Genomic DNA, 23853 nt, shown 5'->3' with positions numbered 1-23853 from the left:
ATCTTGTACTTCGGTCAAAAGAAACATTGCGAGGAAAATTTGAGGAAATAAAACAAAATGGGTTTTATAACAAGAACAGTCATTCTAAAAGACTGAGGATTATATCAAATGGCTATTTTAATGCAAAATACTATACTATTTCGTTGAAAGCAACCCTAATCCAGCAACAAAAAGCGTTATAGCCGAACTTAAAACGTAGAATCAACGAAGTCACTTTAATCATCAAAATCATATGTCAGAGCAAGGACGCAAGTAGATCCCTGAATAGATGTGGCCCAAAAGGTACCAATTGGAGTAGGAATCATATCCTTACTAAAAACTGGGACATTACATATATTAGGACTTATCGGGTCACGAGTAAAAATAACATGATTTAAACCAGCCCTAGACGCAAGTGTTCCTGATAAAACTACCATCAAAAGTGTAGCTCCCAACAGAATTTTAACCTTAAACATAGTAGACAATTTTAGAATTTTAAATCCTATTATATCCAAGCTAAATTAATGCTTAAACCTTGAACAGTTGGCCGCTCTTAAATAGTATAGTAACAAACGACAATAAGATAGATGCCAGTCGATTTGCGGGCAATAGGAAAGTTGTTCGATTAACACTATAGGGAATGAGCATAGCTTGATCAGCCCCACTTGGACTTGTTGCAAAATGCCTTGAAATTCTGGCAACACAGCACACTCCTGGTGCATCAGAAGCGCCAGGAGTATAGATAACACGTGTAAATCGAGCCTTTGAGGCTAAAAACGCATATACGAAAATGGTAATCGACAGAGATACACCAAACAACAACTTTCCCATACAGATATTCATTTTATGGATAATCAAACACGTATTAGTTAATAACATTCGTTGTAATTACTAAGTCGCAAGGTCCCGGTATATTTGTTGCCAAAAAGCCAAACGTAGTGGTATTCAAAATTGCTTTACTAACAAGAGGAATATCGCATAGACCATTTGCCAAATTCCGTGTATATATAACATGATTCTGACGAGCTTCTAAAGCCAATGATGTAGACGCAGCAACTACTACTATCAGGGACAAAAAGAACATAATTAACTTCTTCATACAATAACATTTTAAATTTTAGGCAAAAGAATCACTCATAGGCACACCAATAAACGCTGGCATCACTACGCGGCATTTCATCAACTAAAAAAAAGCATCAAATCACTGCCACTTCACCTCGCCTGGCGTCTCCTGGAACACCCGGTGAAACGCCCGCGCGAAACTCCCTGAGGTACTATATCCTAAGGTAATGGCTACTTCCTTCACCTGGTGGTCGTCCTGGAGAAGTTGTTTGGCATAGTTCATCGCGCGTTCAAGCTGATACTGATAAATAGTTACGTGGTAGAGCATTTTAAAACCTTTTGTTAGTTTGCTTTCACTAAGACCGGAGAAGTGGACCAGGTGCTGTATATCTATTCTTTTTGGGGGCTGTTCGTCGATGAATGCTTTGGTCTTAATAATAGCTTTCTCTTGGAACTTTGTCAGTTTCATCAATTGATGGTTATGAGGGTATTGGCAATGTATCATGCGATATACGTTTTACTCTAAAGTTGCAATCGCAATTAAAAGTTAGGACAATTTTGCCGGATTTTCAATAGAAACTGAAAGTTTTTTAAGCAACCAAAACCGGCTGCATTATGCTCGCAGCAAGGGTTACAAAGAAAAGGGCAGGGAGAGAACTCCCCGCCGGAGCTTGTTGAGTCGATAAATACGTTAACGTGATGGCCACGGTTTGTCGAAGCTCAGGTACAGGTCCTGGGAGATGACGTGCCAGTTGAGCAGCACGATACCGCTGTCTTCAAGTAAGCGCAGGGCGCTGACGGTGGTGATCGGGTGTTGCGTGGACACGTCTTCTGCGAGGTGGCCGTCGCTGCGTTGGTAGCTGTACCAGTAATACTGTGCCGGCCGGTGGTCCGGGCATAGTTCTGCCATGGGCATGGGCCTGTGGATGCCATTGATCCGCAGTGGCTGTTCCAGCAACAGGTCATAATAGTGTTGCAGTTCGTGCAATGATTCCATCACCAGGGGATCGGAGTGGTCGTCATACACATCTTCGATGTAATAGCCGTTACCAAGCCTTTGCAGCCGCAGGCCGTTGCCGGCTTCGTACAGCCCGTTCTTGCCGATTACGGGCTTAAAACCGGCCAACTGTAAGATCCTGGGCGTTATCGGCACGCCTCCTACCTCTTTCAGATGCATCCAGGTGGTGCGACCTCCCTCGGGAGCGTCAGACAATAACAGTTCGTCCTTCTCTGCATTGATGTCACGAACGAACATAACGGTGGCGTCATTCTGTAGCGGGCAATCCACTACGTCGCCAATCTTAAATTGAAGTACCTTCATTGTTAAAATTATTCAGAACAATGCAAATATACGGGAATCGACACAACAACCAAATTCAGTACAGTAAAGGGTTTTGACAGATTTTTTATCAAAATGATACGATTAAAATCAAAGTGAAATTCAGAATATCTTTTCGATTAGGAAGACTTACAAAGTGATCGCTTTTACATCAAAAAATGAAATTTATTTTAATTTTGATCCGGAAAAAATATTTTCCGGGCCAGCAACAACACATTACTTGTCCGCCAAAGGCAACAGCTGCCGCCCAAATGCAAAGACTGGTCCCGATGTGTCCCGCAGCACCGCCGCCGCCAGCAGCCCACATACCGGCCGCACCGCCGAAACATGGTCCTTACCCGGCATCACGTAAAAATGAAGGTCCTTCTCCCCCGCCTCGGCTGCCTGCGCTTTCCACCGCCTCATAGGAAACAGGTATCCCTCCGCGCCCCCCAACACATATACAGGCGTACGAATAGACCTCAGCCATTTTATCGGCGTCCGCAACTCCGTCTCCCGGATATCGTAGACACTATACGTCAGCGAATCTCCACCCGACTGGTGGTCATTCATGATGATCATCGGGTTAAAGCTAAACACCGCGCGGAACCTGCTGCTGCACTCCGCCGTCAACAGCACCTCCGTAGCTCCAACACCTGCTCCGCCCAGGTATATACGTTCCGGATCTATTCCCGGTTGTTGCGCCAGGAAATCCGCGGCGGCCACGATATCATCTACCTCTCCGAAACCAGATTCCACGTACCCCGGATTGCCGCTGCCTCCCCGTAAGGCAGGGTACATCATCACAATACCGGCTTCCCTGAACGGCGCCCCCGTCTCTGTATCACCGATACCATTTGTCAACCCATCATTGATCCATATGACTGCCGGATGCAACCGGCTGTCCTGCGGAACCTTGCTCAGGTAAGCCACCATGTTACCCATCGCCGTAGGATAATATACCAGCGAAAATAGTCGCTTCGGCGCAGGCGAATCCACCATATGCCGCTTTCGCACCAGTTCTGTCACAAACCCCTGGCGCTCCAGGACCAACTCTGTCAACCCCGTATCTGCAGGCGGCGGCTCCGCCGGAAACGGCCGCTCGATCCTGGCAGTATAAAGACCTCCGTATATGCCCAACAGTATCAAGGAAAAGAAAACAGCCAACGAACGATAAACAGCTTTCATAGATAGGATTTGTCGCAAAGGTAATAGCTCTATATACAAATTTTAGTATCTTTGCGCCCGATACCTACGAAATAAAAATATGTCAACCTGCAGATCCCTTACGCTGTCAGCCCTGATGCTGTGCTGCCAAAGTATTGTAGCCCAAACCAAGCCCATTTACAACTACAAGGACCTTTCCCATGCCTACTACGAGCGCCAGAAAGACTCCCTGAAAAAAACATGGACCTGTCCCGCTGTCTACAAAGACAAAGAGACCCAGAAAAAGTACAGGGACATATGGAACGAACGCACCGACTTCGTCACCGAAGCCATTGACAACGACGGCTACCTGTATGAGGCAGAAATACAAACTTACCTTGACGGCATCGTCCGGCAAATCGCTGCCGCCAACCCTAAGCTGATTCCCCAGCCCCCCATGCTGCTGATTGACCGCAATACGTCCGTCAACGCCTACGCTACCGGCGGCAACCTCCTCGCGGTCAATATCGGCCTGCTGGCCTTCTCCCGTACCCGGGAAGAGCTGGCCCTGGTACTGGCGCATGAAATGGCCCATAATGCCCTCCAACACCCGGAAAACGGGATGAAGAAGCGCGCGGAATGGTTCAGCTCCGAGGAGTACAAACAGTCGCTGAATGCGGTGCTGGACTCCCGCTACGAACGCCTCACCCGCCTGAAAAAAGTATTCGAAGGCTACTCTTTCGACAGGAGCAAACACCAGCGGTACCACGAAGGGGATGCCGACTCCCTGGCCATCGTCCTGCTGAAAAACAGCCATATCGGGATCGACCCTACGATGTTCGTGCGACTGGACAGCGCCGATATCCAATACCGGCAGCCGCTCAAAAAACACCTGCGGGACTATTTTTCGGCCTATCAACTGCAGGTGGAAGACAGCTGGATGGTGAAACGCACCCGGGGGCTCTCCGCCAAAGCGTACAACTTCAACAACACCAGCGCCGGCCTCGCCGACTCCCTGAAAACACACCCCGACTGCCAGGACCGGTACGCCAAAACCCGGCACGAACAGACCAATACCCCGCTGACGCCCATCCCGGCCACCCTGCGCAACAAAGCCATGAAGATGATGATCTGGAGTATCTACTGCAACGGCAACATGACCGCCGCCCTCTACCGCATCTTCCTGGAGAAAGACCAGGGCAATAACGACCCGTGGTACGATTTTATGTTCAGCAACGTGATGTCCGGCCTCTACTACGCCGATCAGAAACTGAACCGCTTCAACGCCATCGCAGTAAAACCCAAGGAATACATCTCCAATAGCTACTACGAGCTCGAAACAATGTTTGAACAGATGCCCCGGGAGAAACTGGAAGCCTTCCATCATTCCCTCCAACAGGCGCCTTTCTTGAGCAGCATGACACCCGCCGAACAAGGATTCAGATCCCTGGTCCATACGCTCGTGTCCAATGCCAGCGACAACGACAAACAAAAGGCAGCGGCCAAATCGTTCACCGCCAGCTACCCCGACAGTCCGTATTGCGAATTCGCCACACCCTTTTCGAAAAAATAAACAGTAACCGTTTCCATTATTTATCCCACAATTACCATCATGAAACATGTTATCATCGCATGTGCCCTGCTGCTGTCCGTCATCCGCAGCACCCATGCCCAAACCCGCGTATTCAAGGAAGTAGGCAACGAAATCTCCTCTTCCATACGCGCCATCACCCAGGACGGCGCCCTGGTAGGCTATCTCCTTTTCACGGAACTGGAAAAAGCCGATAAAGATTCGTTCAACTACAAACTCACCATCATGGACGAGAACCTGAACGACATCGGAAAAGTAAACTTCCGTGAAATGAAACTGGACCTCCAGTCAGTAGCATTCGAACAGGATGTGCTCTGCCTGGCGTATATGAAAAGTAACCTCCTCGGCTATACGTACGACCGTCGGAGAGAGAAAAAAGATGCCATCAAAAAAGGGTACCTGGCGGTATACACGCAGTTCATCGACCTTACCGGCAAGATGCTGAAAACAAACACCATCAGGGTAAACACTGACCTGAAAGGCTACTTCAACAACGCCTCTACCTCCATCGGTTCCGGTGGAATGAAAGAATACCTGCGCGTGAGCAACGTGAACGGAAAAGGCTTCGCCTGTTTCTTCGGCGACGACCGTGGTAAATTCCTCTATGCCTACGACAAAAACGGCAACCAAACCTGGCATAAAAGAGTAGGCCTCGAAGACGCCGACTACAACATGCTGGTATCCGGTCATGATGTGTATTTCCTGGTCCATCACAGAGACCCCACAGTGGAAGGCGGATACGCCATCCAGGGCTACGGCCTCGACGACAGCACCACCATCTCCCGTCAATATCTGAAAGACAAAAAAGGAAATCAGTTACGGGTACTTTCCTTTACCAACAACCCTGCTACCGGCAAACCTTACGTATCCGGCGCCATTATCAATCCGCGCAAAGGTAAAGGGCCGGTATTTCTCCGCACTATTGCGAAAGGCCGTTACAGCGGCCTGTTTACCCTCAACATCGACGGACGTGGCCGTGACAGCATGAAACCTGTCTACACTTACTGGAAAGATCAAACAGCATTGACAAACACAAAAGGCCGCTTTAATCACAACAAATCTTTCCTGATGGCAGGCCCGTCTTTCAAGGACTTCTCCGGCAACACCTACTTCACCGGTACCGCTGCCAAACGTACCATCAACACCGGCCTGGTGATCGCCGAAGCCGCTACGCTTCCACTGATCATACCACCGATTTATATGCTGAGCTTAGGCGGTACCCGCAAGTTTATCGCACGTGAATCGATGGTACTCAAACAAACACCGGAAGGCGTACTGTCGCTGGACAACAGCATAGCCGTAGCCAACAGCCGGGGTATCGCGGCTAAAATTGCTACGGAAATGATGGACAACAAGTCTTACTACAGCCTCCATTCTCCGGAAAAGAAAGCAACTTACCTGATCATCACAGAACAGAAAAACATTACCCTCTATCAAGTGGACGCGAAGAAAGTAATACGTACCATCCCCCGCAAAGACGGCAGCATAGAAACGCTGATCTTCCCCGCAAAGGAAGGACACGTGCTCGTAGCAGAATATGATAAGAAGGAGAAGTCCAGGAAATTTTCGATAGAGGCGTTGTAAAGATATGAAGCGGCGGGGTATTCCCGTCGCTTCTGCTAAGGCAACATTTTTATGATAGAACATGGTTATGAAATATCTATTCTATCACCAACAAACAGAATTGGAGGTTTATGTTGGCTAAAAAAATTGTATAGCTATAAAAACTAACGTAACTTGAAGCAGTATCCTTAAGATATAGCTAGAACATTTCAAACAGTAGCGATTTTTGTCCCTCATACAGAATGGCCTTTCCTGAACGCTGATAGCTACTTCCCACTCCCAATAAAGTGTCTGTACTTGTAAGGAGCAAACTATAACCTCCAAATAACATTATACAATTATGAAAAAGAAGTCTATTATTTTGATGTCATTGACATTAGGCGTGGCAATGCTCTCCGGACACCTAGCCTCTCAAGCAAGATTAGCACATCGTATTTATGTCTACAGGGATGGCGATCCGCCTACCATTTGTTGTTTACCCATATCAGCTCGGAGCTTTATCCCTAGCCCATTTGGACCAGACTTAGCTACAACTGTACAATGTGGCCCCTGTGTTCGTGGCACGATAGTGACGCTACCTAATAATTAACCTCTAAATAGAAGGAATGCCATTTTCAGGGAATTATTGTAATACAATGCTCTGCCCTATTCACCGATACCCTCCCTTAATATTTTACTCTATTGGTAAAGAATATACTATAACCCTCAAATAACAAAAATTACACAATTATGAAAAAGAAGATTATTATTCTAATGTCATTGACGTTATGTGTAGCAGTAGTCATCGGATATCTAACCTCCAATGCAAGAGTGTCAGGAGTCATCTATCTCCCTAGACCAGACATTCCTCATATTTGCGATCAACCTTCGTTTCCCAGGAGTTTCATACCTGACCGGAACGGACCACATTCAGCAACCCTATTAAAGGGCGCTCTCTGCATCCGCGGGACAATAGTTGTCTTACCTCACAATTAATCCTTCTTGTATTCTATCAAACGGGCTAAGCTATCTTTTGAATTCCCTTTGAACAGGTAGTCAACGTACCCCTCATCCCTCTGTACTGAAAAGTGTAGAGGGATTTCATTTAACAATGCGATTGACAAACATTTCCTGCACTCTTATTTATACTCTAATAAATCTCTTTGTGAAAATTGGTTTGTTTGTGCCATGGACTAATAGACATTAGTCAACGTCAGCTCATACGTCGCCTTCGCTCCCGGTATCCCGCCGCCTACTTCCACTTTCTTCGTCAGCGTCGTTGCCGGCAGGCTTACATGATACTGCCCGTCTTTGTCTTTGGTCACTGTCGCCGTACCGGCGGCGCTATAACCATACAGTACAGCGCCGGTGCTCACAGCGGTACCAATGGTACAATCGATCACGATGATATTGCGGGTAGGATTGGCCACAGACATTTCAGTGGTACCGAGCGTATACTGTCCTTCGCCGTGGTTGTAGAAAGTAATGGTGACGGTACTTCCGGAGAAGGCGCCGTAGTTGCCTCCGTCGCCGGAGGTGGTAACGGCGATGCCGGTGATGACACCGTCAGCGGGTGCGGGGGTGGATGTCCGGGAAGAGGCGCCTCTTACGTAGGTATTAGCTCCTAGTTTCCAGGTAGCATCACCATCACGGGAAGGCGTGGGATCGTTCTTTCTGCCGCAGGAGAACAAAACGGCGGAAAACATGGCCAGCAGGAGTGGTACGGTCTTTTTCATGTATATTTTCGGGTTAAAATTGACGGTGGTCTACAAAAAGGAAAAAGCCCCGCCATCTTGCGACGACAGAGCTTAAAGCTTGATGCGAAACTAAAATTAAAATCGTTAAGGGACAAATTATTTTTTCAGGCCCACTATATCCTGCCGTCCCGTAAATCCTTTACCAGGCTGGGAATTTTTAGCCGCTTATATCTCAACAGGTACCTGAGATCATATTCGTTATCGATCATCAGCTGCCGGATGTAGTAATTGACATGTTCCAGGATACCCATGACGTTGGCCGCGATGGCGTATCCCAACAACTGAATATCTCCACCTGAAAGACGTATTTGCACCAGCAGCACCACAGGAATAAAAGCGATCAGCACAAGATTGATTTGCTTCGCATTGCGGAATAATGCCAGGCTTTTCTGCTGATCGATGGCTGTTCCTTTCAGGCCGCGTAACTTCAGTTTCCAGTAGTATTGCCCCTGCCATAGGACAAAGGAGAATACCGCCAGTCCGTATAAGAGAAACAAGGTATCGCGGAAAGGAAACACGATCAGGACCAGCAGAAAACAACCCGAAAAAGTAATAGCGCCGGACAATTCCGCCGGGTAGTACCAGGTTAATCGTTTGATAAGTCTGTCTTTTGTCATGGGTTATATATTTGCCATCTCCCCTATCACCACTTTGGCCATCGCTTTTGAGCTGAACGGGTTTTGCCCGGTGATCAGGCGGCCATCCGCCACTACTTTGGAAGTCATGGGAATAAAGGCTTTTTGATAATCGACGCCTCTCGCTTTGAGGGCTGCTTCCAGGTTAAAGGGCACTTTTGTTTTTCGCCTGGCGATGCTTTCTTCAAACCAGTCGAACCCGGTGATTTTTTTGCCTTTAATAAGATATTCGCCATTGGACAACCGGGCGTTCAGCAACCCGCCAACGCCGTGGCAGATAGCGGTGATCATCTTACCGCGCTCGTAATGATCGCCGATGATTTTTTGCAGCACCGCATCTTCCGGGAAATCATACATAGTGCCATGTCCGCCGGCCAGGTAGATACAGTCAAACTGCTGGTCTGCGATTTCCTGCAGGCTCTCGGTGTGTTGCAGCAAATCCCGGAAGGCGCCGTTTTCCCAATATGCTTTTGTAATGCTGTCCAGTACAAATGGCCTCAGGCTTTCCGGATCTACAGGCGTACTGCCTCCTTTGGGGCTGGCGATAGTGATGTCATATCCCTGGTCGCCGGCGCTGTGATAGATATGCGTAAGTTCGCTGAGCCATAATCCCGTGGGCGTGTGCCCATCTGCATACCTGTCAACATTCGTTACTACTAGTAAGATCTTTTTCGTTTGGTCATTCATAAAAGATGGCTGTGAAGGAGTAGGAAAATTTTGGTCGACTGGTAATCCTATAAAGTTAACGGAAATTTCTGCTCATGACATAAAAAAAGCGCCCTGAAACGATGGTTTCAGGGCGCCTTTATCTTCTATAGCCGCAAGCAACTAGTCCTTCAGGCCAAGATAGGTTTTCACCGCCTGATAATCCTTCCAGTCTATTGTAGTGGATTTCCGGGCGGTGGTACCGCCGGGGATGAGGATATACCGGTATTGCAGTCTTTTTGCCCCGGTATTATCCTGGTAAGTGCCCGCATTAATACTGGCATAGAACTCAAGGGTCTCTTTATAGGCGACATAGCGGATGAAAACACCACTCAACTCTGTATACGGCAGGGAGGTGATGGTTGGATCGGCTGCGGTGGTAAAGTTGAGATATACCTTCACCTCGCCCTTGTTCAGGATGTCGGTAGTCAGTTTAGGGGCGTCGGCAAAGGCAAAGTAACCGATCGTATCTATCGTACCGCCGGCGGTGTGAACGGTATCGGGTTTATAGACGATATCGAGCCAGTCGGAATAGATGACATTGGCAGTGCCGGGTTCGCCCTGCGGGCCACCGGTGCCGGGATCTCCCTTGTCGCCTTTATCGCCTTTCTGGCCTTGCTGGCCGGCAGGACCGGGATCTCCATCCTTGCTGCAGGAGGTAGTAAAAAATACGGCTGTTGCTATTAACAGCAGAAAGGGCAGGGAGTGCATTAAACGTTTCATGGAGCAGATAATTTAATTTTTCGAGGGTTTATAATTAGAATTTGGCTGAAACAAGCTGAATAGGTGGGTCGGTATAGGGTGTCAGTATAAAGAAAAACCCCTGATGATCGAAGACCATCAGGGGAGGTGCGGAGAGTCAGGGATTCGAACCCCGGGACCTGTTACAGTCAACAGTTTTCAAGACTGCCGCAATCGACCGCTCTGCCAACTCTCCAGTGAGACCGCAAATGTATAAAAGGGAATGATTTAAAAAAAATTTTCAGCCGGCTTTTTTGAAAAAAATATGTCCTGAAGCAACCGCCCCTGCTGCCGGACAGCGGCCAAAACACCACCGGACCCGCCATGGCAGGAACTTTCAGCACCGACACATTTTTACCCTTATATAGCAACCTGAATGACAAGCAATTAGCCTGGCAGTAACCGCCCTCGCTCCCGATGGCTGACATGTTCATTTTCCGTAATTTTAGAGATGAACAACATATTCTTTGAAGGACCTGTCATGTGGTCCCAGATAGACGCCAACATGCACATGCGGCACTCCGCCTATGCCGATTTCGCCGCCCAGGCCCGACTGACCCTGCTCGACAAAGTAGGGATGGACGCCCGCCAGTTCCTGGAACTGCATATCGGCCCTATCCTCTTCCGTGAGGAGCTGATCTATCTGCGGGAAGTAAATGCCAACGATATGCTGCGGGTTACCTGCGAAATGACCAAATGCCGCCCCGACGGCTCCCGCTGGTCCATCCGTCATGAGATCTACCGTAAAGACGGCACCAAATCGGCCGTAGTCAACGTGGACGGCGCCTGGATAGATACCAAACAACGGAAGCTGGTTGGCCTCTCAACGGAAATGATGGAAAAATTCAAGGCAATTCCCCGCAGCGAAGATTTCACGGAAACTGCCTCATAAATTAGCCAGGATAAAAGCCACCCTGTCCGCTACGTTAGCGGGAGGTACCGTCACCAGCGTGTAACCGCTGTCGGTGTAAGCCCCCTGCATGGCCTCATAAGTGGCCACCGCCGTGGCATAGTCCTGCTTTCGTTCGGTATCGCCCCGGTAAATATCTTCCCAGGGAGGAAAAATAAATACACGCGGATGATACCGCATACCGGTGGCATACTCCTCGAGTACTGCCGGTACCGGTAGGTTTTCCAGCTTCGAATAACCGATCAGGTCGGGAATCCCCCGGTCAAAAAATACCGGCTGCCCGTCAGGGACCTGCCGTTCAAAATCATGCACGGCCGCCGCCAGCATCCTGTCGCGAAACAATATCTTGTTGGCCCAGGGCAACGCTTCCCCTCCGCTGGCTACCTGCTCCTGTATAATCTGTCTTCCGGATTCCGGCACTACCGCAAATCCTTTCATCGCTAAAGCAGTGATCACCGATGTTTTGCCCGCACCCGGACCACCGGTAAATACATACCCGTTCTGTAAAATCATAACAATAAATAAAAGTGGCTAAAGAATGATGTGGTTGTTCATCTTCAGAGAGAGTAACTAATAACAACCAATAGTAGCGGTATAAAGATACATCATTTCACAACATCGCCCAGACTCCCCAGGGATAAATAGGGTAACAAACAACGGATGAAAGCCGATCATCCATCAGATGATGCCTTTGGGGAACAATAATGGGAAAGGATGGGGGAACAAATAACGGTGAGCTAACAACAACAGATCACAAGTCCTTCTGCACTGCGATCCAGCGGTAAATATCCATGTTACCAGCGGGTCGCCGGCTTTGCACTGGAAAATACCTGCCGGTCTGACTCCAGCGCCTTGATAAAAGGCAGATCGTTTTGCAGGTACGCTCTGGAAGACTGTTCCAGGTAGTTGTCCATCTGAAAGAATTTAGCAGCCCTGGTGGCGCCCAGCAGCTTGTTCATGCGCCGGAAATAACGCATCTGCAAACGACCAAATTCAAGATCATTGTTAATGAGTTGTTTGGTCAGACTGTTCATTTTCTTTTCATCAAGACAGGAAAATTCTTCATTATACATCCGTAGTAAAGCGATTCGTTCCGCCAGCCAGGGGCGTTTTTCATCTTCATACTCCAGGAAAGCATCAGTAAAAGCACGCTGCTCTACAGGAGAGATCTGCAGAAACTCATCGTATAAGGCCCCTTTATCTTTACCAAAAATTTTGGTAACCAGATCCGGCTCATTGTACAAATTGGCGTCGGCAGTAATCGTGGCTTGGGAGAAAACTTCCAGTCCCGCTGATAGCAGGACCATCAACAAACAAAGTGTTTTTTTCATGTTACCTGGGTTTTTAAAGTGTTATCGGCAATTCACTGCCCGCCTGCCGCGAAACTTTCATTTCTCAGGTTCCTTTGTTGTAACGAATGCACATCATCTTGACAAATATCCCTGTCCTCGCCTATGAGGCTGGCATACTCCTTTCGCTGCGACAGCAGTAGTAATTTTTAGCTAAAGAATTTTTGAAGATGGTCTGACCGGCCTGTCAGCTCACCTGCCCTTGAGGATGGCAATCAGTTATGAAGTAGTGAGGCGTCGGTTATGAAGTAACAAATAAAATATCTCAGGGTTACGAAGGTAAGTAGAATAACAATACAAAAACAAATTTATTTCCGGGAAACAACAAAAAGGCGATAAGCCCGGTACTGCTGGACTTATCGCCTCCCTCCTACGGAGAAATATCTAGTTAAGTGAATGGCCGTTGGCCTTTAAAAATGCACTGTGGGCCTCTTTTGTCCAAAGTTGGTAGTCTTCCAGGTTAATGCCCAGTTTCTCATCTCTCGCCACCTCTTTGTAGTCTCTGCAATCCCAATAACCTTTCGCTAATTCCTGTATACTGATCAGCGCTGCCGGTGCGGTGGATTCATACTGCTCAGGATAACTTTTGTAATTACCAATTGCCAGTCCCTGAATTTCACTCTTTACTGCTTGTACGGTTTGTTTAGCCATGGTTAAAATTTTTAGTCCGACAGCTAAAAAACAAAAATGACGCCTGTCAAGCCCAACAACAACCCTTTTAAGATTTCATTATCATAATGTTTTGTTAAGGCGTCTAACGCAACAGCCCGCTACAACAAGGCATTTTTCATATATACCTTACCCCATCCTCCCCAGTCTCCCAGCGCCTTTGACAGGTTTTCCCTCAACTCGGACGTAGTCACTTTTTTCCCTTTCACAGGAGGCGTCAGGCTCTCCGGCTTCACTTCATCTACCAACACCTTGGTGGCAAACCAGGTAACATGCTCATGCGGCAAAGCCAGTCCCAGTATCATCCCCGGAAGACCGGTAAAAGATTCCGGTCCGCCGGATGTAACAATAGCATCGGTATAAAAAGCCACGACATAAATGGAATCCATAATGACCGCATTCGCCCGCCTGCAATCAAAACCGGCGATCTTACGGGTCTCGTCGGTGATCTTCCACCGGATGCTGCGGGTGGAATCATCCTGCAGAAAAAGCCTGTCAAACACCTGCTTCTGGCTCACACTGCGCCTGGCGCCGAGGTTGGTATAGACAACGTTGTCGCCCGCCGGCCATTCACGCGTCTGGTTATTCTCAGGCAACTGCCGTCCGGGCTTATAGTAGGTGATATCACCACTGAAAAAAAGATCGAAATAGGAAGTCTTGAATTTCGGCTGCTCTTTTTTCTGCAGCTCTTTCCAGCTTTGACCATCGCCATCCCCCCACATCTCGTCCAACATAGCATGTACATTCTGCTTCTTCTCAAACTCTATGCGCCCCTTGTCCAGGAAAATAGTGTGCTGCGCATGTATCCCATGGCCCAACAACATCAGCAGGATATATAAAAACATCTTTTTCATAGCTATTCTTTTGCGCCGCCACCGGCTTTATTGAAATTCCATGCCACACTGAGCATACCATAACGGCCAATAGTGGAATACGTATTCTGCGTAATAAAATTACTGCTCACCCCCCGGTTAAAACCAATATTCTGATTCAGGATATCCCTCACCGATGCTCTTACTTCCAGGACTTCCTTTTTTCCTAACTTCTTCAGGAGAGACGCATTCCATTGTATCACATTATTGTTGCCTGTAAACACATCTGTCTTCTGCCGGAAATTACACACCACATCCGTCTGCAGCTGGAATTTCAGGGGCAAAAAAACATTCTCGGACACCGTCACATTATACACCCAGTAATTGGTGCGGAGCGCTTGCTGAATGGAGGACTTACTGGTATTATAAGTGGCTTCCACAGACATATAATGTTCATATTTCTTTTCCTTAATGCTGAACATATCGATCCCCGCCCCGGCATTCAGACTTTTAGTTGTATTCGGCTGATCATTGATCAGGTTTACATTACGGTTATAGTTGCCCTTCAGCGAGTAACCCAGCGTAATATTCAATGGTTTTACTTTCCATCCCATATTGAGGTTAACACCTGCATTCTCATTCCCGTCGACGTTGATAAAACGGGTCGTACGCTTCCCTTTATCATCAATACCGGAGGCCTCTCCGATGTCGTTGTTGGTGTTGGAATAATTCATATTCAGCCATACAGAGCGTTCAGACATGATCTGAAAATCGTTGTAACTGAGATTAAAACGGTTACTGAAAGAAGGCTTCAGCCCGGGGTTGCCAATCCTCACATCCTGGTCATCTTCATTGGAACGTAATGGCTGCAGCTGACTCATTCCTGGTTGCCGGGTATCACCATTATAACTCAAAAACAACCGCCGCTGTTGGCTGAAAGCATACCGGAAAGAAGCCGCCGGGAACCAGTTCACAAAACTGCGGTCCAGCTTTCTGTGTTGATACAGATCATCCTGCAGAAAGGTGGTAAACCCCACATTGTTGCCCGCCTGGACGCGGACCTTTTTACCATTGTACACATAGCTCAGGCCCGCCTTATGCGTCCGTATATTAAATTCATAACTGTTGCTGTATGCGCTGTCCATCTTATCATATTTACCCTCGCCACCGGCATTGAAGGAGTTCCGGTAAGACCTGGCGTCGGAGATCGAGAGGCCGTAATTGGCCACCAGCGAAGACAACGACGACAGCGGTTCGGTATACGTGGCGTTCGCGGACGCATTGACATTCTCCGTCCTGAAAGTTTTGCGTTGATCGGTAAGATAGGATGAATCCACGCCCCCGCTCCTTTTAAAGTATTCCGTAAAAGAACGCAACATCCCGTCACCATCACTCAACGTATAGTTTTCCGCGAGGTTGATGGAGATGGTCCGTCCTTTTTTCTTCAGTTTCTTCCGCCATAACACATTACTGTTCAGCTGACGGGTATCGTCCACAATGGACAACCGGCGGTTGTTCTGGTTCACCAGGGAGCTGTCGCCGTCCAGGAACTCGGAGGAGAAACTGCTGTTGGTTTTTTTGTGGTTCAGTCCTCCGTTCACATCCAGCCGGATGCTGGAGGAAGAATCGATCTGTATCTCATAGCGGCCGTCGATGCGGTTGCGCAGCACGCTGTTATTGAAATGTTCCTTCTGCGTGCGGTAGTTGGTGACATTATTGGGCAGGAGGTTCTGGGTAATCGTGCTGCTGTTACCATCCATGTACAGCTTCATGAATTTGTAATTTCCACCGGCACTCACTTTATCCTGGTTCCACTTATTATTGAAATGAAGTCCGCCGCTTTGCACCAGTGGATATCCTTTGCCGGTATACCGGCCGTCCCAGCCGGAAAATTCGCGGTCTTCCCCGATGTCGATCTCACTGTCCGCAGATACAAAACCATCGGCTTCACTCTGACCGTATTTATCCGCCTCCTGCCAGTCAAGCCCCGTTTTTCCGGTATTGGACACAATCGCATAGGCCGCCACTTTCAGCTTCTTTTTAAACAGGTTGACCATAGCCTGGTTATCGTGGTACCCGTTGGTGCCGGCGCCCAGTTCCACCTTTCCGAAATAACCTCTTTTCTTATCTTCCTTCAGCTTCAGGTTGAGCGTTTTGCTGGCCTGTCCGTCGTCCACGCCGGTAAAAGCAGCCTGCTCGCTCTTTTTATCATAGAGCTGTACTTTATCTACCATATCAGCCTTCAGGTTTTTGGTCACCAGGGTGGGATCGTCGCCAAAAAACTCCTCTCCGTCTACCAGCACTTTTTTAACTTTTACTCCTTGCGCCGTGATCTGCCCTTTGTTGTCCACCTGGATGCCTGGCAGCTTTTTAAGCAGATCTTCCACGTTAGCATTGGGTTGTGTCTGGTAGCTGCCGGCATTGAACTCCGTGGTGTCGCCTTTCATTTTGATGGCCGCTATCTTTTGCCGGACCACCACCTCCTGCAACAGGCGGGAGCGCAGGGTCAGCATAATATTATCAAATCGTACCACACTGGTGTCTGATAACGTTACCGGCTCAACGTAATCAGCGAATGCCGGGTAGGTGAGCATCAGCAGGTATTTACCCGCCTGCAGGCTGTCAAAGGCAAACGCTCCTGTTTCACTGGTACGGGCAAATTTATACAACACGGAATCTTTTGCATGTAACAGGGCTACGACGGTATTGGATAGTTTAACGTGGTTCAGCGTATCAGAAACATGACCACTGATTTTTGCGTGCTGGGCATGACTGGTACTATAAACGGTCAGACAAAAAATGAATGCCAATAGTTTTTTCATGTGGGCTACTACAGGTTAGTTGACTAGATACTTGAGCCAACAAATTCCATAATAAAATTTAAAATAATAATTGGGGAGATGATAAACATCTGTTAAATGTAACCCTACTTATCATGTAGGGAAACAATAATTATGTTGCAACATGCAGTTTTTTACTGCGATAGTGCGACAGTAATACCTTCCATTTAAAAACGGCTTGCAGGACAATGGCGTTTTTCACCGCTTCTAAAACGTTTAAGCAGCGCCTGCAGGGTTATGACAGCGAAAAAAAAATTTGTATATTCAGCAGCATGGAAGCATCATCATTAAGAAGCAGCCAATGGTTTGCCCGTGACGGCAAAGATGGCTTTATATACCGGGCATGGTTAAAGAAACAGGGCATCCCGGCGCATGAACTGGAAGGCAAACCGGTGATCGGCATTTGCAACACCTGGTCGGAGCTGACGCCCTGCAACTCGCATTTCCGGGAGCTGGCCGAATCGGTGAAGCGTGGTGTGATAGAAGCAGGTGGGTATCCGCTGGAGTTTCCTGTAATGTCACTGGGGGAAACGCTGATCAAACCTACGGCCATGTTGTACCGTAACCTCGTAAGCATGGACGTGGAAGAATCCGTGCGCGCCAATCCGCTGGACGGCGTGGTGCTGCTCTGCGGTTGTGACAAAACCACGCCGGCGCTGGTTATGGGCGCCTGCAGCGTAGACCTGCCAACGATTGTGGTGTCCGGCGGCTCCATGTTAACGGGCAGGCATATGGGCAGAAGCATCGGCACCAGCGATATATGGCGGTTCAGCGAAGAACTGCGTTCCGGCAAAATGACCTCTGAAGAACTGGCGCTGGCGGAAGCGGGCATGTGCCGCAGCGACGGGCACTGCGCCGTGATGGGCACCGCCTCCACCATGGCCTGCATGGTGGAAGCCCTGGGGCTCTCCCTGCCGCAGAACGCCGCTATCCCGGCCCCCGATGCCGCGCGTAAAGTGCTGGCGCATCTGTCGGGCATGGAGATCGTGAAAATGGTACGGGAAAACCGTCGCCTGTCCCACATCCTGACACGGCAGGCGTTTGAGAACGCCATTATGGTCAATGCCGCCGTCGGCGGGTCTACCAATTTTGTAGTACACCTGCTGGCGATCGCCGGCCGTATAGGCGTGGACGTAACACTGGCAGACATAGACGCCTGGTCGGCAGATGTACCGCTGCTGGCCAACCTGCAGCCGTCGGGTCTGTACTTCATGGAAGACCTGTATTATGCCGGCGGGCTGCCCGCCGTGATGAACGCGCTGCTCTCCCGCCTGCATAAAGACTGCCTCACGGCCAACGGTAAAACGATCGGCGACAACTACCGTCACGCCGCAGCTTACAACCCGGAAGTCATCACCACACTGGAAGCGCCGTTTAACAACCGCTCCGGCATCGTTGTCCTCAAAGGCAATATCTGCGAGGAAGGCGCCGTTATCAAACCGTCGGCCGCCACGCCGCGGCTGATGCGCCATACAGGCCCCGCGGTCGTATTCGAAGACATCGACGACTACAAACATCGCATCGACGATCCGGCATTGGACGTCGACGAAAACAGTATACTGGTGCTGAAAAACGTAGGCCCGAAAGGGTACCCCGGTATGCCGGAGGTAGGCAATATGGGATTACCGGCCAAACTGCTGGCCAAAGGCATTACCGATATGGTGAGGATCTCTGACGGCCGCATGAGCGGCACCGGCTTTGGCACCGTGGTGCTGCATGTGTCTCCCGAAGCGGCTGCCGGCGGCACGCTGGCCCTCCTTCGTGACGGCGATATCATCACCCTCGACGTCGCCAACCGCACCCTGCACGCCGATCTGTCGCCGGAAGAAATAGCTACGCGCAAAGCAGCATGGCAGCCGGCGCATCCGGTAGCCGGCAGAGGGTATGTACAGCTGTACCAGCAACATGTGGAGCAGGCCCATCTGGGCGCTGACCTCGATTTTCTGAAAGGCGGTTCCGGCAGCCAGGTAACGCGGGACTCGCACTAAAAATATACTTCCGTTATGACTACAGCATCTAAAGTGGCCATCGTTACCGGCGCAGGCCAGGGCATCGGTTTTGAGATCTGCCGGCAACTGGCGGCCAACGGTACCGCTGTCATCCTCAATGATATGGACGCCCCGCTGGCAGCTGCCGCGGCCAACACCATTGTCCATGAAAACGGCCGCTGCATCGCCGTCCCCGGCGACGCGAGCGACCCGGGCTTTATTCAGCAGATGGTACACACCGCCGTGGCGCAATACGGCGGCCTCGATATCGTGATCGCCAACGCCGGCATCACCCTGTTCGGCGACTTCTTTACCTACACGCCGGAAGCATTCCAGCGCGTGATGCAGGTAAACCTCGCCGGCACCTTTTTCCTCGCACAGGCCGCGGCCCACCAGATGAAAAAACAACAACGCGGCGGCGCCATCCTCTTCACCTCTTCGGTTACCGGTCACCAGGCGCACAAAGACCTGGCGGCTTACGGTATGAGTAAGGCCGCCCTGGAAATGCTCGCCAAAAATCTTGTGATTGAATTGTCTCCCTATAAGATTACCGTCAACGCCATCGCACCCGGCGCTACGCTGACGGAGAGGACCCAGTCCGAGCCCGGCTATGCCGACACCTGGTCAAAGCTGACGCCCATGGGCCGCGCCGCCACTACGGCAGATATCGCACAGGCCGCGCTGTTTCTCGTGTCTGAACAGGCCCGCCACATCACAGGACAAAGCCTCGTGATCGACGGCGGCTGGACCAGCACCAGCCCGCAACCTTAGTATCCCACGGCGATCAGGTCCATCAGCTCCTCCGCAGAGAGGCGGCCGGACTGGTCGCTGCCCTCCAGCAGGCGGTCCGCCAGGTCACGTTTGTTATTATGCAACGCAATGATTTTCTCCTCGATAGTATGCTGCGCCACCAGCCGGTAAATAGTAACCGGCCTGGTTTGCCCGATACGGTGCGCCCTGTCGGATGCCTGTTCCTCGATGGCCGGGTTCCACCATGGGTCCAGATGCACCACATAGTCCGCCGCCGTCAGGTTCAACCCTACCCCGCCGGCTTTGAGGCTGATGAGGAACAACTGCCCCTTGCCAGCCTGGAAATCGCGCACCAGCTGCTCCCGCTGCGGTATCGGCGTAGACCCGTCGAGGTACAGGCAGGTAATGCCCCGCTGCCCCAGCGCCGCTCTCACCAGCTCCAGGTGGCGTACAAACTGGCTGAACACCAGCGCACGGTGATTGTTGTCGATCAGCTCCTGCGCTATTTCCAGGAACACGTTCAGTTTGGAGGAGGTAATACTGCTCTCTCCGTCCACCAGCTGCGGGTGACAGGCCGCCATCCGCAGACGGCTGATCTCCGCCAGCGCTTTCATCTGCCGGCGGCCCAGGTTCTCTTCGGGCACCGCCAGATTTTCCACAGCCTTACGGCGTATCGCTTCGTAAAACGACATCTCCTCGTAAGACATCTCCACCAACCGCGTAATCTCCGTTTTAGGCGGCAGCTCCTCCAGCACGGCGGTCTTGGTACGACGCAACAGGAAAGGCGCCAGCAAACGCTTCAGGTGCTGCTTTACCGTGCTTTCCGGGTTACGGACGCTGGGGAATACAAACTGTTCGTTGAAATGGTCCAGCGTGCCGAGCAAACCGGGATTGAGGAAATTAAAGAGGTTCCATATCTCGCCCATATGGTTTTGTATAGGCGTGCCTGTTAGCATCAGTCGAAAATCCGCCTGTAATGCCATGGCAGCCCTGGATGTTTTGGTCTGATAGTTTTTGATGGTATGTGCTTCGTCCAATACGGCGGTAGTCCATTGCACGCCGGCAAACAGCTGCGCATCCTGTTGCAGGATGCCGTAGGTAGACACCACCACATCAAAAGGACCGGCATTTTTAAGCTGGACGGCCCGTTTACCGGGCTGCAGCTGGATAATGTTCAGGGACGGCGCAAAACGGCCGATTTCATTGACCCAGTTGGGCAATACGGATGCAGGGCTGATCACCAGTGCCGGCCCTTCGGACGCACGGTACAGTAATAACGCGATCGCCTGTACGGTTTTACCAAGGCCCATATCGTCGGCCAGGCAGGCCCCGGCGCCCCATGCCGCGAGGTGTGCCATCCAGCGGAAACCTTCTTCCTGGTAGGGGCGTAAGGTCGTCTGCAGGGTGACGGGTATCTCCGGATGCAGGTCCATCGCCGTATCACGTTTATGGATAAACGCCCTCCAGGCTTCGTCTACCTCCGCCTGACCGGCCTGCTGTAACCAGTCGTCCAGCATAGAAGCGGCAAAGCGCGGGATAACGACTCCGTGCGGCCCCTGCATGGCGATACCCGCCAGTTCGTTGATCCGTTTGCGTAAGTCGGCCGTCAGCGACAGGTACTCGCCGTTATCCAGTGCAAGGAAACGTTTCTTCACGATACGTTTGGTGTCCAGCAGTTCCCGGAAAGTGATCACCAGGTTTTCGTCTACCCGTATTTCAGCATCACAGAGGAACCAGTGTCCTTTCTCTTTCAGGGACAGCGACACATGAGAAAAGTTCACCTGGTCCCTTACCTGGTACCGTTCGCCCTCCGGCCACTCGGCACGCACCAGTTCAGGATAGGAATGTATCAGGTCCAGCAGTTCGAGGCAGTCGGCCGGGTCTTCAAACACCAGCGTATCGGCCACCAGCTCCTGCGGAACGATTTGTTGTATCATTTCGAGCAGCCGCGTCTCATTATTTTTCTCCAGCTCCAGGTTCCGGTTAGCCTGCCAGCGTTCTCCGTTGCTGATGCCGATGATATGCGCCGCGCCGGCGCCGGGCTTACAATATGGCGGGTCCAGCGTAAACGGTTTCACAAACAAACCCGCTTTAATGCCGGCGCCGAAAGGCAGCAGCTGTATCACGATACGGGCATCGCCTTCACGCTTGCGGATACTTACCGAGCCATCGCCCAGTTCGGAATGCACCGTCAGGTGAGCACCGATGCTTTTCAGCACCTGCAGGAGCTTTTCCCGCCCCTCCGCCGGCACCACCGGCACCTGCGAAAGCGTCTGTAACACTTTACGCTGTTGCGGCGAAAGACGGATGACCTTCAGCCGCGTGGGTGTTTCTTTTACAAACACCAGTTCACTGCTGTAATCATCGATATTGGCAGTGAACGTATATGCTTTTCCGTTATAGTTCACCATCAGTTCCGGCTGACCTTTAACGATCTCCACGGGGACGGTAGGTTCGTCATCCAGGAAAAGGAATGGATGGCCCGCCAGTTCTTCCCACACGCGGTTGTCGAAAGAATAATTTTCGCCGTCGTGGTTGTAGTAATGGTCCTTTTGTATGGTGGTGCTGATGCGCTGGTCCTGCTCTGTCATGGCTTCCGCCCTGCCTTCCTTCAGCTTTTTGAGTGGCACGTTCCGGCCGCTGCTCCAGGTACCGTCGCCGTTAGACGCCTGCACCACCGGTTGCAGCTTGTAATAATTAAAATCTACCAGATAGATCAGCCTGTGTACCGGCGCCGGTTTCGGCTTACCGGCCACGTCATCCGGGGCCAACAGTGTGTTGAGCAACCGCTCCCAGTCGGCTGTAATTTTTATCTGTGACAATACCGGCTCATAACGCACAGCGGCGCCGGCAGCGGTAAACGCAGGCGCGTATCCGGCGTAACCGGCATCGCGGAAGAGATATAAATATTCGTAGGTGAGTAACCGGTAGTGATGTTCCATGCCGCGGCGCAGCAGCACATCTGCCTGCACGCGGAAGGTGATCAGCAGTTTGCTGCGCGGATGCAACAGCTGCAGCGCTATCACGGAGAGATAGCTCAACAACGGCTGTTCATTTCTCTCCAGCAGCAACAGCAACAGATTCTCCGCTTTCTCCTTCCTGCCAGCATGGAGGTACAGCAGGCATACTGCAGGGGTGACCGCCGGAAAAAGTTTCCGTTCATAGGCGGCCAGCAGTTTCTGTACAACCGGATTGCTTTTCTCTCCGGGAAGTAATGTCAATGTCAGCGCATAATAAAAAGCAAACAGCGGGGAAACGGGCAGCGTGTTTTTCTTGTCCTGCTGCCGTTGTCGTTTGATGCCTTTTTCAAAAGCTGTCAGCGCCGCTGCCGGCTGGCCCTGGTACAGCATCACCAGCGCTTTGGCAAACAGTTCATCGGCGGTAGTGTCTCCGAAGGTTGCGTGCAGATCGCCTTGCAGCAATGCCAGTTCCGGGAAACGGCTGCCGCTGCGTTCCTGTAAAGCCAGCAGCTCCTCCATGGGCGGCAGCTGCAACAGGTGATATTTTACGGCAAACGAAAAGATGCTGTCCACAGATATTTCGGAAAATAGTTTCAGCAGCCCTTCATACGCCGGGAAAAACAACAGGTACGACAGCCAAGGCTGATATTCCGCCAGCTCCATTTCCATCCTCCGGATAGGCGGCGCCAACAGGTAACGGTCGCCGGTAAACCATGCTACCAGCAACTGCTGCAGGTCCTGCAGCCGCGCGTTGACGGAATAAAATGCGTGGACGGCACGGCCGGTGCGGTCCACCACCGGTTGATAGTCGGGCCGTACGATGTTGGCAGGCAACAGCTGAAAGCTCAGTGCCGGCGGCAGGCTGTAATGCCCGTTGACGTTCATCTGCAGCAACTCCTGCTCCCGCAGGTCCAGCAGCATGTCTTCCAGCTCCGGCCGTGACAGGGAAGTGAGTAACCGGACCGCATCAAACAAGGTGTGTTTGTCCAACGGGTAAAGATATATGGAGAGCACGTCCATTACCAGCCGCACGGGATCGGGCTGGGACTGGTAACGTTGCAAATACCAGGCGTCGTTGATCATACCGCCAAAAATAGCG

At 50.6% G+C, this 23853-nt stretch carries 19 protein-coding genes and 1 tRNA gene; 5 read left to right on the top strand and 15 right to left on the bottom strand.

The features are described from left to right. Positions 1 to 844: 844 nt before the first annotated feature. The 4 genes from B5D63_RS07105 to B5D63_RS07090 form a co-directional block, all read right to left on the bottom strand. Entirely contained in the window at positions 845 to 1078 is a 234-nt protein-coding gene (locus B5D63_RS07105; protein ID WP_078668020.1) for a hypothetical protein, read from the bottom strand. A 102-nt stretch (positions 1079 to 1180) separates the two neighbouring features. Next, positions 1181 to 1510, bottom strand: a complete 330-nt coding sequence (locus B5D63_RS07100) for a helix-turn-helix transcriptional regulator (RefSeq protein WP_159455919.1) — start codon at positions 1508 to 1510, stop codon at positions 1181 to 1183. Between the two features lie 222 nt (positions 1511 to 1732). After that, entirely contained in the window at positions 1733 to 2362 is a 630-nt protein-coding gene (locus B5D63_RS07095) for a hypothetical protein (RefSeq protein WP_078668018.1), read from the bottom strand. A 234-nt stretch (positions 2363 to 2596) separates the two neighbouring features. Continuing rightward, positions 2597 to 3547, bottom strand: coding sequence for an alpha/beta hydrolase family protein (locus B5D63_RS07090; protein WP_078668017.1), 951 nt, complete (start codon positions 3545 to 3547; stop codon positions 2597 to 2599). A 79-nt stretch (positions 3548 to 3626) separates the two neighbouring features. On the opposite strand from B5D63_RS07090, the gene B5D63_RS07085 reads away from it, so the two are divergent. Further along, complete coding sequence (locus tag B5D63_RS07085) at positions 3627 to 5078, top strand: M48 family metalloprotease (protein ID WP_078668016.1); 1452 nt, start codon at positions 3627 to 3629, stop codon at positions 5076 to 5078. Positions 5079 to 5117: 39 nt separating this feature from the next. Further along, complete coding sequence (locus B5D63_RS07080; RefSeq protein ID WP_078668015.1) at positions 5118 to 6680, top strand: DUF6770 family protein; 1563 nt, start codon at positions 5118 to 5120, stop codon at positions 6678 to 6680. Positions 6681 to 7831: 1151 nt separating this feature from the next. Here B5D63_RS07080 and B5D63_RS07075 read toward each other — a convergent pair. The 5 genes from B5D63_RS07075 to B5D63_RS07055 form a co-directional block, all read right to left on the bottom strand. Beyond that, complete coding sequence (locus B5D63_RS07075; RefSeq protein ID WP_078668014.1) at positions 7832 to 8374, bottom strand: hypothetical protein; 543 nt, start codon at positions 8372 to 8374, stop codon at positions 7832 to 7834. Between the two features lie 134 nt (positions 8375 to 8508). Next, a complete protein-coding gene (locus B5D63_RS07070; RefSeq protein ID WP_078668013.1) occupies positions 8509 to 9012 on the bottom strand; it encodes a hypothetical protein in 504 nt (167 codons plus the stop codon). Positions 9013 to 9015: 3 nt separating this feature from the next. After that, a complete protein-coding gene (locus tag B5D63_RS07065; protein WP_078668012.1) occupies positions 9016 to 9717 on the bottom strand; it encodes a type 1 glutamine amidotransferase domain-containing protein in 702 nt (233 codons plus the stop codon). A 141-nt stretch (positions 9718 to 9858) separates the two neighbouring features. Continuing rightward, positions 9859 to 10458, bottom strand: a complete 600-nt coding sequence (locus tag B5D63_RS34940) for a collagen-like triple helix repeat-containing protein (protein ID WP_159455918.1) — start codon at positions 10456 to 10458, stop codon at positions 9859 to 9861. Positions 10459 to 10587: 129 nt separating this feature from the next. After that, a tRNA-Ser gene (locus B5D63_RS07055) sits at positions 10588 to 10672 on the bottom strand. Positions 10673 to 10927: 255 nt separating this feature from the next. Here B5D63_RS07055 and B5D63_RS07050 point away from each other — a divergent pair. Beyond that, positions 10928 to 11368 (top strand): acyl-CoA thioesterase, encoded by a 441-nt coding sequence (locus tag B5D63_RS07050; protein ID WP_200816925.1) that lies wholly within the window; start codon positions 10928 to 10930, stop codon positions 11366 to 11368. Here B5D63_RS07050 and B5D63_RS07045 read toward each other — a convergent pair. From B5D63_RS07045 to B5D63_RS07025, 5 genes are all read right to left on the bottom strand, one after another. Then, positions 11363 to 11899 carry an AAA family ATPase gene (locus tag B5D63_RS07045; RefSeq protein WP_078668010.1) on the bottom strand — a complete coding sequence of 179 codons (537 nt, stop codon included), beginning with the start codon at positions 11897 to 11899 and terminating at the stop codon, positions 11363 to 11365. The two genes, B5D63_RS07050 and B5D63_RS07045, sit on opposite strands and share 6 nt — an antisense overlap. A 281-nt stretch (positions 11900 to 12180) precedes the next feature. After that, positions 12181 to 12717, bottom strand: a complete 537-nt coding sequence (locus B5D63_RS07040) for a hypothetical protein (RefSeq protein WP_078668009.1) — start codon at positions 12715 to 12717, stop codon at positions 12181 to 12183. Positions 12718 to 13119: 402 nt separating this feature from the next. Beyond that, positions 13120 to 13386, bottom strand: coding sequence for a hypothetical protein (locus B5D63_RS07035; protein ID WP_078668008.1), 267 nt, complete (start codon positions 13384 to 13386; stop codon positions 13120 to 13122). A 119-nt stretch (positions 13387 to 13505) separates the two neighbouring features. After that, positions 13506 to 14258, bottom strand: a complete 753-nt coding sequence (locus B5D63_RS07030) for a GLPGLI family protein (RefSeq protein WP_078668007.1) — start codon at positions 14256 to 14258, stop codon at positions 13506 to 13508. A gap of 2 nt (positions 14259 to 14260) precedes the next feature. Continuing rightward, positions 14261 to 17038 (bottom strand): TonB-dependent receptor, encoded by a 2778-nt coding sequence (locus tag B5D63_RS07025; protein ID WP_078668006.1) that lies wholly within the window; start codon positions 17036 to 17038, stop codon positions 14261 to 14263. A gap of 290 nt (positions 17039 to 17328) precedes the next feature. Between B5D63_RS07025 and B5D63_RS07020 the strand changes: the two genes are divergently transcribed. Together B5D63_RS07020 and B5D63_RS07015 are read left to right on the top strand one after the other, a co-directional pair. Next, entirely contained in the window at positions 17329 to 19044 is a 1716-nt protein-coding gene (locus B5D63_RS07020) for an IlvD/Edd family dehydratase (protein WP_078668569.1), read from the top strand. A 15-nt stretch (positions 19045 to 19059) separates the two neighbouring features. Then, complete coding sequence (locus B5D63_RS07015; protein ID WP_078668005.1) at positions 19060 to 19815, top strand: SDR family NAD(P)-dependent oxidoreductase; 756 nt, start codon at positions 19060 to 19062, stop codon at positions 19813 to 19815. Here the strand turns inward: B5D63_RS07015 and B5D63_RS07010 are convergent. After that, on the bottom strand, positions 19812 to 23837 hold the full coding sequence (locus tag B5D63_RS07010) for a DEAD/DEAH box helicase (protein ID WP_143312793.1): 4026 nt from the start codon (positions 23835 to 23837) through the stop codon (positions 19812 to 19814). The two genes, B5D63_RS07015 and B5D63_RS07010, sit on opposite strands and share 4 nt — an antisense overlap. Positions 23838 to 23853: the final 16 nt, after the last annotated feature.

The organism is Chitinophaga eiseniae (assembly GCF_900167135.1).
In the GTDB taxonomy this organism is placed as follows: Bacteria; Bacteroidota; Bacteroidia; order Chitinophagales; family Chitinophagaceae; genus Chitinophaga; species Chitinophaga eiseniae.
The sequence above is the reverse complement of the archived record's forward strand: the minus strand, read 5'-3'. Positions and strand labels throughout refer to the sequence as shown.